At 62.9% G+C, this 13,219-nt stretch carries 12 protein-coding genes; 5 read left to right on the top strand and 7 right to left on the bottom strand.

Features of this window, described 5'->3' with window-relative positions; all coding sequences use genetic code 11:
* The first annotated feature begins 178 nt into the window (after positions 1-178).
* Genes BN1136_RS00370 through BN1136_RS00360 form a run of 3 tightly spaced genes read left to right on the top strand, consistent with a single transcriptional unit; the run spans position 179 to position 3,658 of the window.
* Positions 179-1,450, top strand: coding sequence for a paraquat-inducible protein A (locus BN1136_RS00370; RefSeq protein ID WP_043762974.1), 1,272 nt, complete (start codon positions 179-181; stop codon positions 1,448-1,450).
* The gene (pqiB, locus tag BN1136_RS00365) at positions 1,443-3,092 is read left to right on the top strand and encodes an intermembrane transport protein PqiB (protein WP_043762975.1); all 1,650 of its coding nucleotides are present in this window, start codon (positions 1,443-1,445) and stop codon (positions 3,090-3,092) included. The genes BN1136_RS00370 and pqiB overlap by 8 nt, the downstream gene beginning before the upstream one ends.
* Positions 3,089-3,658, top strand: coding sequence for a PqiC family protein (locus BN1136_RS00360; RefSeq protein WP_043762979.1), 570 nt, complete (start codon positions 3,089-3,091; stop codon positions 3,656-3,658). The genes pqiB and BN1136_RS00360 overlap by 4 nt, the downstream gene beginning before the upstream one ends.
* Before the next feature lie 70 nt (positions 3,659-3,728).
* On the opposite strand, the gene ompA is transcribed toward BN1136_RS00360, so the two are convergent.
* The gene (gene ompA / locus BN1136_RS00355) at positions 3,729-4,760 is read right to left on the bottom strand and encodes a porin OmpA (protein ID WP_043762981.1); all 1,032 of its coding nucleotides are present in this window, start codon (positions 4,758-4,760) and stop codon (positions 3,729-3,731) included.
* 283 nt (positions 4,761-5,043) lie between these two features.
* The gene (locus BN1136_RS00350; protein ID WP_043762984.1) at positions 5,044-6,048 is read right to left on the bottom strand and encodes an SGNH/GDSL hydrolase family protein; all 1,005 of its coding nucleotides are present in this window, start codon (positions 6,046-6,048) and stop codon (positions 5,044-5,046) included.
* Between the two features lie 235 nt (positions 6,049-6,283).
* On the opposite strand from BN1136_RS00350, the gene BN1136_RS00345 reads away from it, so the two are divergent.
* On the top strand, positions 6,284-6,664 hold the full coding sequence (locus tag BN1136_RS00345) for a YgiW/YdeI family stress tolerance OB fold protein (RefSeq protein ID WP_043762987.1): 381 nt from the start codon (positions 6,284-6,286) through the stop codon (positions 6,662-6,664).
* Between the two features lie 53 nt (positions 6,665-6,717).
* Here the strand turns inward: BN1136_RS00345 and mltC are convergent, their stop codons facing one another.
* The 5 genes from mltC to BN1136_RS00320 all read right to left on the bottom strand — a co-directional run bounded on the left by mltC (position 6,718) and on the right by BN1136_RS00320 (position 11,666).
* The gene (gene mltC, locus BN1136_RS00340; RefSeq protein WP_043762990.1) at positions 6,718-7,821 is read right to left on the bottom strand and encodes a membrane-bound lytic murein transglycosylase MltC; all 1,104 of its coding nucleotides are present in this window, start codon (positions 7,819-7,821) and stop codon (positions 6,718-6,720) included.
* Positions 7,822-7,906: 85 nt separating this feature from the next.
* A complete protein-coding gene (locus BN1136_RS00335) occupies positions 7,907-8,179 on the bottom strand; it encodes an oxidative damage protection protein (protein WP_043762993.1) in 273 nt (90 codons plus the stop codon).
* Between the two features lie 21 nt (positions 8,180-8,200).
* Positions 8,201-9,262 (bottom strand): A/G-specific adenine glycosylase, encoded by a 1,062-nt coding sequence (mutY, locus tag BN1136_RS00330; RefSeq protein ID WP_043762996.1) that lies wholly within the window; start codon positions 9,260-9,262, stop codon positions 8,201-8,203.
* 86 nt (positions 9,263-9,348) lie between these two features.
* On the bottom strand, positions 9,349-10,023 hold the full coding sequence (gene exeB, locus BN1136_RS00325) for a GspB family T2SS assembly factor variant ExeB (protein ID WP_043763000.1): 675 nt from the start codon (positions 10,021-10,023) through the stop codon (positions 9,349-9,351).
* Positions 10,023-11,666, bottom strand: a complete 1,644-nt coding sequence (locus BN1136_RS00320; protein ID WP_043763003.1) for an ExeA family protein — start codon at positions 11,664-11,666, stop codon at positions 10,023-10,025. The genes exeB and BN1136_RS00320 overlap by 1 nt, the downstream gene beginning before the upstream one ends.
* A 220-nt stretch (positions 11,667-11,886) precedes the next feature.
* Here BN1136_RS00320 and BN1136_RS00315 point away from each other — a divergent pair, with 220 nt between their 5' ends.
* Complete coding sequence (locus tag BN1136_RS00315) at positions 11,887-13,125, top strand: multifunctional CCA addition/repair protein (protein WP_043763007.1); 1,239 nt, start codon at positions 11,887-11,889, stop codon at positions 13,123-13,125.
* The last annotated feature ends 94 nt before the right edge of the window (positions 13,126-13,219 follow it).

The raw sequence follows: 13,219 nt of genomic DNA, 5'->3' as shown, positions 1-13,219 counted from the left end.
AATTATTGTCCCGCGGAAAAAAAGTGGCGTTTGATTGTGCTAAATGGTCACTGCCTTGTCAAAGTCATTCTCATCCCCGCCGCGGATGGTAAAACGACAGGGCTGGTGGGCGTGGGCAACAGCTGCAATAATTGGCGGTTCTGGCCCCGTGGCGGGCCTCACGCTGGGGTCTCAAAATTTGCATCCGGTTTCACACCAACATCCAACCACCTATACCCATGACGCAACGGCGTGCGAAGAGTGTGATCTGCTGGTGCCGGCCACGACGTTGGTCGTGGGAGAGGCGAGCGGCTGTCCACGCTGCGGCCATACCCTGAGCCGCCATCTGCCGGAGCAGGAGCGCAGGCCGCTGGCCTACGGCTTTGCCGCCCTTATCATGTTCGTGCTCTCCAACGCCTTCACCTTCATGTCGTTCTCGGCCAAGGGGGTGGGGCAGGAGATGACCTTCCTGCAGTGCATCACCACCCTGGTGGATCAGGGCTACCTGTTCCTGGGAGTGGTGCTGAGCCTGACCCTGATCGGCCTGCCGCTGGTCTACATCGGTTCCATCATGCTGGTACTGTGGCGCCTCGACAAGGATCTGCACAGCCATGCCCTGAGATCCCTCGGCCGCCTGCTGTGCCGGATCAAGCCCTGGCTGATGGTCGATGTCTTCCTCATCGGGGTGCTCATCTCTTTGGTCAAGCTAATGGGCATGGCCGACATCAAGATGGGGCTGTCGTTCTGGGCCTTCGTCGGCTATACCCTGTTGCTCATCAAGATGATCTCGTCCCTGGACAGGATGTGGCTGTGGCAGCGACTGTTCGGGCCGACCGCCGCCCGAGAGGTGGATCCCGAGGCGAGCGCCCTGGCGTCCGGGCTGGTGGGGTGCCACATCTGCGGCGCCCTGAACGAGGGGGATGCCCATACCTGCGTGCGTTGCGGCGATCACCTGCACCAGCGCAAACCGGGTGGCCTGAACCGCACCTGGGCTCTGCTCGTCACCTCGATCATCCTCTATATTCCCGCCAACCTTTACCCCATCATGGATACCGTCTTTCTGGGGGATGACAGTCCCTCGACCATCATGGGGGGGGTGGTACTGCTGTGGGCCATGGGGTCCTACCCCATCGCCGCCGTCATCTTCTTCGCCAGCGTGGTGGTGCCCCTGGTGAAGATCCTGGCGCTGTTGTGGCTTTGCTTTGCGGTGCAAAGTGGCCAGTCGGCCTCGCCGCTGCGCAAGCTCAAGCTCTATCGCATGACCGAATTTGTGGGGCGCTGGTCGATGATCGACGTCTTCGTGGTGGCCATCCTGGCCGGCCTTATCCGCCTGGACAATCTGATGAGCATCTACCCCGGCCCCGCGGCCATTGCCTTTGCCGGGGTCGTGCTGATCACCATGGTGGCCGCCATGAGTTTCGATTCCCGCCTGATCTGGGATTTACAACAAGGAGAACGCGAACGTGAGTGAGCGTAAGACAAGGTGGAAACCGGGCTCTGATTTCATGAGTTCGGCCGCCGCTATCTGGATGGTGCCGCTGCTGGCGCTGTTCATCGGCGCCTGGATGCTGTTCCAGCACTGGTATTCACAAGGCCCCGGCTTCACCCTGACGGTCGCTACCGCCGAAGGCATAGTGGCAGGCAAGACGGTGATCCGCTCCCGGGAGGTCGATGTCGGCCGTATCGAGGCGGTCGAGCTGAGCGATGACTACAGCCATGCCGTGCTGCGTGGCCGTCTCACCAATGCCGCCTCCGGCATGCTCAAGGGAGACAGCCAGTTCTGGGTCGTCAAGCCCAGGGTCGGGCGGGAGGGAGTCTCCGGCCTCGGTACCCTGCTCTCAGGTGCCTACATCGAACTCATGCCCGGCAAGAAGGGCAAGGCGCGTGACGAGTACGCCATGCTGGACAAGCCGCCGCTCGCTTCACAGAACGCCAAGGGGTTGCGGCTGTTCCTCTCGAGCCACGACACGCGGGCGCTGGGGGAAGGCTCCCCCATCAACTACCAGGGCTTCACCATAGGCCAGGTGGAGGAAGCCACCTTCCTGCCCGAAAAGAGCGAGATGCAGTACCAGATCTTCATCAACGCCCCCTATGACATCCTGGTGAGCAGCAACTCACGCTTCTGGCTGACCCCGGGCTTCGAGCTGTCCGTCAACAGCGAGGGGATGAAGGTCAAAATGGACTCGCTCGAGAGCTTGATAGACGGCGGTATCACCATGGGGCTGCCGCCTGGCTGGTCCCCTGGCGAGCAGGTCAAGCAGCGCGACGAGTTCACCCTGTTCCAGGATGAGGCGAGCGTACTGGCCGGTAGCCTGGATCAGTTCATCGACTATGTCTTCCTGTTCGATGACAACGTGGCCGGCCTGCATCCGGGGGCAGCCGTGCAGTACCGTGGCATCCGTGTCGGTACCGTCATCTCGGCTCCCTATCTCATCGAAGAGAAGGGAGTGCGCCTGTTCCAGGATCGCCAGATCCCGGTACTGGCCCGCATCGAAGTGCAGCGCCTCTCCCACCGCTATGCCAAGGCGGAGAAGGAGCAGTGGCGGGCCCTGTTCAGCAAGCAGTTCAAGGAGGGGCTCAGAGCCAGTCTCAAGACCTCCAGCCTGCTGACCGGTGGCAAGCTCATCGATCTCAACTTCTACCCGGATGCGCCCCGCTTCGAGCAGGCCAAGCTGTCTGGCTATCAGGTCTTCCCGACCGTGCAGGCGGGGCTGGATCAGATCGAACGCAAGGTGAACCTCATCCTCGACAAGTTTGTCGACATGGACATGGCGACCACCCTGGGCAAGGTCAACACCTCCCTTTCCACTCTGGATGGCACTCTGAAGAACATCAGCGCGGTCAGCGCCAATCTGGACAAGTTGACCAGCAAGGAGGCGACCCAGCAGCTGCCGGCTTCCCTCAACCAGAGTCTCAAGCAGTTGCAGGAAACGCTGCAGGCCTATGATGCCAGCTCCCAGACCAATCAGGAGTTGCGCCAGTCGGTGCAGTCCCTCAACCAGCTGATGAGCGAGTTGCAGCCCCTGGTGCATTCGTTGAACGAACAGCCGAGTTCGCTGATCTTCGATCGCTCCCGCCCCCGGGATCCTGAGCCAAAGCGAGGAACACAATGAAAAAACGGATGATGACCCTGGCCTTGCTGGGCCTGCTGGCGGGTTGCAGCGCCGCCCCTGAGACGCTGCACTACTACTCCCTTGATGCACAGAGCCCGCATCCCCAGGGCGTCATGGCGCAGCCTCAGCACCAGCTGGTGTTGAGGCCCGTTGTGCTCTCCGGCCAGCTGGACCGGATGAGCCTGGTGTATCAGCTGGAAGGTAATGAGTTGCACTTTGCCGAGTACCATCGCTGGGCGGGCTCACTCGATGCCCAGCTGAACCAGCTGACCCTCAATGGTCTCTCCAGCAGACTGCCGGGCTGGGTGGTGCGCCAGGACGGAGCCCGCAAGGGGCCCGTCCTGAGCATCACTGTCGAGCGCTTCCAGGGGCGCCAAGATGGCCGGGCCCTGTTGAGCGGTCGCTGGCGTCTGCTGACGGAGGAGGGGGCCGTATTGCGGGATGTGCCCTTCCAGCAGGAGCGTGTCCTGCCGGCGGATGGCTACGGCACCCTGGTGGACGAGCTGGGCCAGGGCTGGCAGCTGTTGCTGGATCAGATCGCGGCGGACGTGCGCACGCGAGGTTGAGTGGCGGGAACAATAAAAAACGGGAGGCATTGGCCTCCCGTTTTTTTATGGGATTTACGGTGCCAGCAACTTATTGCTGCACTTCCGACACACCCTGTACCCTGACCTCGACGCGGCGATCCGGGGCCAGGCAGACGATCAGCTCACGCTTGGACTTGCTGGTGCAGCTGTCGCCCGTGGCGGGGGAGTTTTCACCCTGTCCTTCCACATTGACCTTGCCGGCAGGCAGCCCCTTGCCGATCAGATAGTCTGCAACAGTCTGGGCACGTTGCTCGGACAGCTTCTGGTTATAGGCTTCGGAGCCGAGGCGGTCGGTATAGCCGATGACAGTGGCAGAGCCATCCTTGGGTCTGGCCTCTTCGATCTGGCTGTAGAGGGTATCCAGAGCCTGCCCGGCTTCCGGCTTGAGGGTGGCCTTGTTGAAGTCAAACAGCACATCCGAACTCAGGGTGAACTGTTTGTCGACCATCACGGGTTCGGGGGCCGGGGCTGGTGCGGGGGCAGCTACGACGGGGGCGACCTGGCCGAAGCGATAGACGGCGGCCAGGGAGAGCAGGCCGTTGTCCATGCGCAGGCCGGTGTCATCCCTGCTGCCATAAGGGGTGCTGTATTGGTACTCGAGGCGTGCGGCCCAGTCCAGATTGAAGGCGTACTCGGCGCCCAGCGCACCGACGAAGACCGCACGGTCGTCGCTGCCCATGTTGTCGCTGTCTGTCCAGCCGTAGCCGCCACCGAGGCGACCATAGAGGTCCAGGTTGTCCGCGACCGGGAAGCCGAGTTTCAGGGTCAGCTGTGCGAGTTGGGCCTCGACGGAATCATTGAAGGCGCCCCCGTTGTGGGTGCCGCTGTACTTGAGCTTGCCCAGATAGTCGTAGCCGAGCTCGATCCCCAGATTCTGGTTGATCTGGTAACCGGCGAAGGCACCGGCACCGAATTCATCGTCGTCTTTGTCATCGATGGTGATGGAGTTGCTTTCATCGACACCGTAGAAGTTGGACCAACCCAGTTTGGCACCGCCATACCAGGTGTTGTCTTGTCCGGCTGCCTGGGCGTTGGCCGCAAACAGGCCTGAAACCAGCAAGGTAATCAGTGTTTTGTTCATAGATGCCTCTGCAATTTTGTTTGTAGGGAGCGCGAATCCGGGTCGCCTCGCCTCATGGGTTGGGCCTTGTGTTCGGCCACAACATGTTTAAACGTAGCTCGTTTTTCTGCATCCACAAGCAACTGATATAAAACATATTGTGGTATCCATTTGCATCATAGTGGAATCGGGGGCATGGCTGGGGGAGCGTGGCACAAATCTGTGATGGGGGTCATATGAGTGTTGTTATCTGCTCCGGGTGGAAAGGCCGACGCTGGGTCGGCCTGTCGCACCGGGTTGTGCCTCACCGGGGGAGGAATTCGTACTCCTGTTCGATGAAGGCGCCGGCCCGCTCGCTCAGGGCGGCGTGCACGACCGTGGTCGGATGGACCTGATCCCAGAACATCTTGCCTTCGCAATCGAGGGGTGCGGCGCTGCGGCGGGCCAGCGGCGTGGCGACGGCCTGGGCCAGCAAGGGGTTGCCGGCGATAGCGAGGCGCTCCTGCGGATTGAAGGGGGCGAGCTGACTGTCGGTGGTGCTGCGGGAAGAGAATGGCTTCCACACGTAGCCGCCGCCGTAACAGGCGTTTTCTGTGTCGCTCAGGCCGAAATTCTGCGGCTCGCGCAGCATCTCGGCAAACTGCTTGTCGATCTCGAACAGCTTCACCATGCCGGTGGGCGCGAGCTGGCGAGCCAGGTTCAGCAGCAGCTGGTTGTGGTAGGCGGAGACATGGCTGGCTGCCTCCACCACCTGCTGGCTGCGGGCCGAGGGGTTCTGGCCGAGATCAGGCAGGTTGAACAGCAGGATTTGCTTGGCCCCGTGCATCACCATGCGGTTCGCCGCGTCACTGATGGCGTCGCGCACTCGCTTGGCATCCAGTTCGGTGTTCCAGCCATAGGCTAGATAGTCGTTGGCCCCAACCCAGAGGATCACGAGATCATCCGGTTTGAAGCTGTCCTTCTCCAGAAACTGGGTTACTTCGTAATCCAGGTTGTTGATGACCTGATACTTGGGATTCCAGGAGATCTTGTTGTAGGCCACGGCGGTGGCTCCCCCCTCCGCCTCGTTGGCGATGGTCAGCCCCGGAAATTGCCGGGCCAGTTGCTCCAGCCAGACCGGGCCGTTGGAGAAACGCCCCTGGTAGTAGGGGGGGCTGGAGGGGAGATAACCCCGCATCTTGCCGTACATCTTGCCGGTGTCGGAGAGGCTGTCGCCAAACATCACGATCCGGGAGAAGGGGGGACGCGTCTCGGTGGCCTGGGCCGTCAGCGCGACGAGCCCCAATAAACACAGAAGCCATTTTTTCATCTGGGTGTTCTCATGGGTTGAAGGCAGGCGAGGCCTGCGGGCGGTTCCTCGATGGCAGCGGGCTGGGAACCCGCTTGACCAGGCAGGAAGGTATCCACCCGAATACATGTTTGCAGCCGTTCCGGACCATTAAAGCGATTGCGGTCACATCAGCCCCCCTGGATGGGGAGGCTTCACGTTTGTTTCACGCACAGCCGGGCAAGATGCCTGCATTCCCCAATGACAGGAGCATGAAATGAACAAAGCAAAGGCAATCACCCTGGTGGCACTGATGTCCGTCTCTTCCTTCGCCATGGCGGCCTACACAGGCCCCAAGGAGCAGAACAAGGTGTCGGTCGCCCACTTGAAAGACGTGGCCGATGACCAGTGGGTGACCCTGGAAGGCAAGCTGGTCAAGCATCTTGGCGGTGAAAACTATCTCTTCCGTGATGGCAGCGGCGAGGTGGAAGTGGAAGTTGACGAGGATGTGTGGCGCGGCACCGAAGTGGGTCCGGACGATCTGATCCGCGTGCGTGGCGAGGTGGATCACAGCTGGAACAAGACAGAAGTCGAGGTGGAGCACCTGGAGAAGGTGGGAGAGGCACCCCGGAGCAAGGGCGGCTTTATCGCCAAGTGAGAGAGTCAGCAGAAAGAGGGGCGCTATCAGCGCCCCTCTTTCTTTGGATGCCGTCAGCCGGCCCGGCTGGCGACGGTACGCTTGAACCCCTTTTCGGCCTGATTGACCTTGTAGAGGTAGCGGCGCGCCTCCGCCTTGGGGTGCTGCTCGGTCAGCACCTGATAGACCGCCTCGGGGGAGAGGCGGTTGATCATGTCGGGGGCCACCTTGCGGTTGCTGGAGAAGGTGTTGAGCACCCCGCCGGCGCCACCGTTGTAGGCGGAGATGACCGCATAGCGACGGGACTGGGGATCCTGGATATCCGCCAGATAGACGGTCTGCAGCAGGTGCAGATAGGCGGTCCCCACGTCGATGTTGTAGGCCGGGTTGAACAGATCCTCGCGGGTGGGCTGGCCGTTCTTGCCCTTGACCCGCACATAGACATCCCGCCCGGCGGTAGCCGGGATCACCTGCATCAGGCCATAGGCGTTGGCATGGCTGACCGCATAGGGGTTGAAGCTGCTCTCTGTCTTGATCACCGCATAGATCAGGCTCTCGGCGACTCCGTACTTGCGGGAGGCGTCGCGGATGATGCTGGCGTACTTGTAGCCCCGCCTGTCCTCGTGGTTTGCCACCATGGGGATGTCGATGAAGAAGATGTTGCGGATCCCCAGGGTGCGCTTCTTCATCGCTGTGTCGAGCAGATAGTCGGCATAGCGTTCCGCGCGCCAGCCGGAACGGATGGGTTGCCCCTGGTTGTCCAGCACCTGGCCATAGAGGAAGGGTTCGCCACCTGTCATGATCTCCCTGTCCGAATAGAGATCCACTTCCGCCGGATCGTCCGGGGTCAGCAGGGTTTCGATGATGGCGCGGCGCAGGTGGGCACGGGGCTCGATGCCGGAGACCGTCTCCACCATGATGTGACCGCTGGAGAAGTCGATGTGGGCACGGCTCTTGTACTGATCCGTGTATTTGACGTAGTCAAACTTGCCTGCGAACAGCGCCTCCCGCCCCCAGATCTCGTTCACGTTGTGGGAGAGTGCACTGATCATGTGCTCGAAGCCGCGCACGTCCTTGCCGTTGACCAGATCATCATCGTCGCTCCCGCTGGGCTGGGGAGAGGATGAGCAGGCAGAGAGAAACAGCAAGGCGCACAGCAGCCAGAAAAGTCGGCCCATAGGGATCCTCAAACCGGGCGGCCGGGCCACCCGTCACTGATTGGCTTGAACCAGGAGAGGTGCCATCGTCTGGCACCCTCTCCATTCACTGGCTGGGAGGGGTATAACCGTCGATCTGGACTTCACCCGCATCAAACAGATAGCTGATCATCTCTTTTTCCAGCAACTGGCGGTGCTCGAGGTTCATCATGTTCAGCTTCTTCTCGTTGATCAGCATCACCTGCTTCTTTTGCCAATCGGCCCAGGCTTCCTTGCTGATGTTGTCGAAGATCCGCTTGCCGAGTTCACCGGGGTAGAGTTGGAAATCGAGACCCGGCGCCTCTTTCTTCAGACGCTGGCAAAATACGGTACGGCTCATGTTGACCTCTGTGGTTGCAAGTCAGGGTTGTAAGTCCGGATAGGCGAGCAGGCGGGCTGTCGCGGCCGCCAACCCCACCTCGGCAGGATGGCGTAAGTTATACCAGAGTCGGGTATCCGCTTCCATGAGCATGGGGGGCGGCGGCGCAGCCATTTCGATCAGCAAGGGACGGATGTCGAGGTGGAAGTGACTGAAAGTGTGGCGGAATCCAGCGAGTTCCCGATACTCGGAGCCATCCAGCCCCAGATCTTGCAGGCGGTCTGCCACCTCGGCGAGGGACTCCACCTGCGGGAAGCAGTAGAGCCCGCCCCAGATCCCCTGCGGCGGGCGTTTCTCCAGCAGCAACTGCTCCCCCTGGCGGATGATGAGCATGATGCCGCTGCGGGCCGGGATGCTCTTCTTCGGTTTGCCGTGGGGGTAGTCGGTGGGCTTGCCCTGCGACAGCCCTTGGCAATCGTCCCGCACCGGGCAGCGCTCGCAGGCGGGCTTGCTGCGGGTGCAGACGGTGGCCCCCATGTCCATCATGGCCTGGTTGTACTGGGCGACGCCGACTCTCGGAGTGAGGCGGGTAGCCAGCTCCCAGAGGCTGTTCTCCACCTGCTTCTGGCCGGGCCAGCCCGGCAGCGCCAGCCAGCGGGTGAGTACCCGCTTCACGTTGCCGTCCAGGATGGCGTGGGGCTGGCCCAGGGAGAGGGAGAGCACGGCGCCGGCGGTGGAGCGGCCGATGCCGGGCAGGGCCATCACCTCCTCCAGCCGCTCCGGAAACAGGCCGCCGTGCAGATCGCGCACCTGCTGGGCTGCCTTGTGCAGGTTGCGGGCACGGGCGTAGTAGCCGAGCCCGGTCCAGTGGTGAAGCACCTCGTCGATGGGGGCATTCGCCAGTGCCAGCACGTCGGGGAAGCGGGCCATGAACCGCTCGTAGTAGGGGATGACGGTGGCGACCTGGGTCTGTTGCAGCATGATCTCGGAGATCCAGACCCGGTAGGGGGTCTTGTCCTGCTGCCAGGGCAGGGTCTTGCGCCCGTGGATCTGGTACCAGTCCAGGATGCGGGTGGCGAAGGTGGTGTCGTTCGAATTGCTCACGTTGCACTCATATTATTGATTAAAAAGGGGAGCTCTTAGGCTCCCTCTGAATGGATTGCGGTCTGGCCGGCCACTCGGCCCAGGGGTCAGCCGCGCCAGTCCTGCAGCGCCTTGAGGCTGGCATGCTGGCCGCCGACCTGCAGGATGATGTAGTCCTGGGCGATGGCCGCCAGCAGCACACCCGGGGCTATCTCGCTCCCCTCGTGCCACTCCCGCCCGTTGAGCACCACGGCCCGCTTGGCCGGATCGGAGGAGTAGTTGTGGGCGCCATAGGCCAGCGGGGGAATCTGCTGCTTCAGGGCGGGGGCCAGGGCGCTGAGGGGCATGGCGCTAACCTGGGTTTGCGGCGCCGTCTCTTCCACCAGCGGGGTGTTGTTGAGGGCGGCCATGAGGCGCTCGGCCAGGCTCTCGCCCTGGCTGGCGGTGGCCGTGGCCGGCGCGGCCGCGGGCCTGGGGGCGACCACGGGTTCGGGCAGGGGCGGTGGCAGCGGACGGGTGATCATCGGCCTGGGCTCGACCCGCACGAAGGGTGGCGTCACCACCTCCTTGATCTCGACCTGCTGCTCGATGGGTTTGAGGTGATAGAGGTGCCAGCCATAGTTGGCGGCGGCGCCCATCGCCAGCGCCAAGGGGGCCAGGGCCCACCAGATCCAGCTGCGGTTGGCTTCTTCCTCCTGGGTCACGGGCAGGCCCATGAGTGGCGTGTGGGCGGTGTACTGGGGTTGATCGGCCCGGCGCAGGGCCTTGAGCAAGGTGGACATCAGGAGGCCTCCTCTACCTGGGGATCCATGGCGTCATCCGCCACGGTGTCGAGATCGACCGGGGTGCTGGCACGCAGGGATTCATCCTCCAGCCTGGGCATGGGTTCACCCGACAGCGCGTTCAGGCGCAGCAGGGTATTGCTGCCGGCGATGCCGTCCGGGGTCAGCCCCTGATCACGCTGGAACTGCAGCAGCTTGTTTCTGAGGGTTGCGTCGAAGCGGCTCACCTTGCGATCCGGTTGCTGCATCGCGCGGTTGAGCGCGTTGTCCAGCCACTGCACCTGGGTGGCGCCGGCGTTGTTGCCGATCAGGGTCACGTTGCCCTTGGGCATGCGCCAGAGCAGGGTATAGCTGCCGCCCCAGGCATCGGAGAGCCATTGTCTGTCCACCTGCCAGCTCTGGTTGCCGATGAGCAGGCTGGCCTTGTCCGCCCCCAGGCTCACCAGGGTGGCGTAATAGATGCCGCCGGTCTCGTCGGTGAGGCTGATGAGGGCCGGGTACTGCAGGGCCTGCAACTGGGCCAGGGTCGCTTCTCCTTCCTGACAGCGCAGCCCGGCACGGGGGGCATTGTCACAGGTCGCCTCTTCCAGTTCGGTCTGGTAGCCCCACACCTTGTAGAGATTCTGCATGGCGACGTCCGGCTCCAGCGCCTGATTGATGGCGCGGGTCAGCTGTTCCTGCTGCTCCAGGGTGTCGTCTATCTTCACCGGCACTTCCACCTTGATCAGGGGGCGCTCCGGGAAGATGCCAAAGAATTGCCAGCCCCACCAACCGGCGGCCACCAGCAGGGCTCCGCCCAGGGTGACGGCAAGGCCGGACTGCCAGCTTCCTTCGTCGCGAATGCCGCTGACCTCATACGCGGACTGGCTGATGTCGCCGTGCACTATCTTGTGACTGCCGCGGGCGAAGGCGGCGATCAGGGCGCGATCGCAGATGAGGTTGATGAGGCGCGGGATGCCGCCGGAGAGACGGTGCAGGGTCTGGATGGCCCTCGGGGTGAAGAGGGGCTGGATGCAACCTGCTACCTGCAGCCGGAAGCGCACGTAGGCGTCCACGTCCTGGCGGGAGAGCGGCAGCAGGTGGTAGCGGGCCGTGATGCGCTGGGCCAGCTGGCGCAGCAGGGGCTGGCGCAGCATCTGTTGCAGCTCGGGCTGGCCGATGAGCACCACCTGCAGCAGTTTCTTGTCGTCGGTTTCCAGGTTGGTGAGTAGGCGCAACTGCTCCAGCACACCGGGCAGCAGGTGCTGTGCCTCATCCACCAGGACCACGCTGCGTTTGCCCGCCGCCAGGTTGGCCAGCAGGTGATCGCGAATGAGGTCGAACAGCTGCTTGAGGCTGGCCTCGTCGGCGTAGGGCAGCTGGTACTCGTCGCAGATGGCGGCCAGCAGATCCCGCTCGGTCAGGGAGGGATTGAGGATGTAGGCGATCTCGGTCTCGGGGGGCAGCTGCTGGAGCAGGCAGCGGGAGACGGTGGTTTTGCCCGTACCCACTTCCCCGGTCAGCAGCACGAAGCCGCCACCGTCCTGCAACCCGTAGCTGAGGTGGGCGAGGGCCTCCCCGTGACGCTCGCTCATGTAGAGGTATTTGGGGTTGGGCGAGATGGAGAACGGGGGCTCCGACAGACCGAAGAACTGTGTGTACATAAGGATCCATTCCATTGTTATGGGCGGGAGGTTAAAGCCTCCCCAGAGGGATGTCAAAGACCCGGGAACCATAAGAGGGGGCGGCTCGAACTCCGGGTGGATGGCACCCGGAGCATGGAACAACGGTACAGGGTTGGCGGGCGACGCCGTGGCGGCCTCTCATCGTCTCTGGCGGACAAAAGCGGTATCATGGCGACAGGTTTATCGAGGGAGAGTGTGCGTGCAGATTTATCTGGTCGGAGGGGCGGTTCGGGATCGCCTGTTGGGGTTGCCGCAGGGTGACAGGGATCACCTGGTGGTCGGTGCCACTGTGGCGCAGATGCTGGCGCTGGGCTTTACCCAGGTCGGTCGCGACTTCCCCGTGTTTCTGCACCCCAAGACCCAGCAGGAGTACGCCCTGGCCCGCACCGAGCGCAAGCAGGGGCAGGGCTATACCGGCTTCGTCTGCCATGCTGCCCCCGAGGTGACGCTGGAGCAGGACCTGCTGCGCCGGGATCTCACCATCAATGCCATCGCCGAAGATGAAGAGGGACAGCTGCACGACCCCTACGGCGGTATCCAGGATCTGGAGCGGCGGGTACTGCGCCACGTCTCCCCGGCGTTTGCAGAGGATCCCCTGCGTATCCTGCGGGTGGCCCGCTTCGCCGCTCGCTTCCATGCACAGGGCTTCGTGGTGGCCCCCGAGACGCTGGGGCTGATGCGTGAGATGACGGAGGCTGGGGAGCTTGCCCACCTGACCCCGGAGCGAGTCTGGAAGGAGCTCGAGAAGGTGCTGCTTGGTCCGACGCCCCACGTCTTCTTCGAGGTGCTGCGGGAATGCGGCGCCCTCAAGGCGCTCTTCCCCGAACTCGATGCCCTGTTCGGCGTGCCGGCCCCTGCCAGGTGGCACCCGGAGATCGACACCGGCATCCACACCATGATGGTGCTGGGGCAGGCGTGCCGTCTCTCCCCCGAACTGGCGGTGCGTTTCGCCGCCCTGTGCCACGACTTTGGCAAGGGGGTGACGCCACCGGCGTTCTGGCCCAGTCACCACGGCCATGGCCAGAAGGGGCTGCCCCTCATTCGCGACTTCTGCGAGCGTTTCCGGGTACCGAACGAGTGCCGCGATCTCGCGCTGCTGGTGAGCGATCTGCATACTCACATTCACATTGCCTTCGAGCTCAAGCCGGCAACTCTGCTCAAGGTGTTCGACAAGGCGGATGCCTGGCGCAAGCCGGAGCGTTTTGCCCAGTTGCTGGATGCCTGCCGCGCCGATTTCCATGGTCGCACCGGCTTCGAAGAGAAGGTCTACAGCCAGCCGGACTACGTCGCCCAGGCCCTGGACGCGGCCCTGGCGGTGCCGGTCAAGGAGATAGTGGCGGCGGGCTTCAAGGGGGAGGCGATCCGCGAGCAACTGGCCAAGCGCCGGCTCGATGCCATCAGCCGGGTGCGCGACGAGTGGACCTTTATCGAGGAGTAGTTGCCGCTGCGGGGCCGATTGGCGGCGCATCATCGACCGTTTGAGACAACAGCGAAACATAAAAAAAGCCCGGGTCTGTGACCCGGGCTTTTTT

The organism is Aeromonas taiwanensis, assembly GCF_000820165.1.
In the GTDB taxonomy this organism is placed as follows: Bacteria; Pseudomonadota; Gammaproteobacteria; order Enterobacterales; family Aeromonadaceae; genus Aeromonas; species Aeromonas taiwanensis.
Note: the sequence above shows the minus strand (reverse complement) of the source record. Positions and strands in the feature narration are given on the sequence as shown.

Bases quoted from the DNA above. Each gene is read 5' to 3' on its own strand.
- BN1136_RS00360 (WP_043762979.1), top strand. From the start codon at position 3,089: ATGAAAAAACGGATGATGACCCTGGCCTTGCTGGGCCTGCTGGCGGGT.
- ompA (WP_043762981.1), bottom strand. From the start codon at position 4,760: ATGAACAAAACACTGATTACCTTGCTGGTTTCAGGCCTGTTTGCGGCC.
- BN1136_RS00350 (WP_043762984.1), bottom strand. From the start codon at position 6,048: ATGAAAAAATGGCTTCTGTGTTTATTGGGGCTCGTCGCGCTGACGGCC.
- BN1136_RS00345 (WP_043762987.1), top strand. From the start codon at position 6,284: ATGAACAAAGCAAAGGCAATCACCCTGGTGGCACTGATGTCCGTCTCT.
- mltC (WP_043762990.1), bottom strand. From the start codon at position 7,821: ATGGGCCGACTTTTCTGGCTGCTGTGCGCCTTGCTGTTTCTCTCTGCC.
- BN1136_RS00335 (WP_043762993.1), bottom strand. From the start codon at position 8,179: ATGAGCCGTACCGTATTTTGCCAGCGTCTGAAGAAAGAGGCGCCGGGT.
- exeB (WP_043763000.1), bottom strand. From the start codon at position 10,023: ATGTCCACCTTGCTCAAGGCCCTGCGCCGGGCCGATCAACCCCAGTAC.
- BN1136_RS00320 (WP_043763003.1), bottom strand. From the start codon at position 11,666: ATGTACACACAGTTCTTCGGTCTGTCGGAGCCCCCGTTCTCCATCTCG.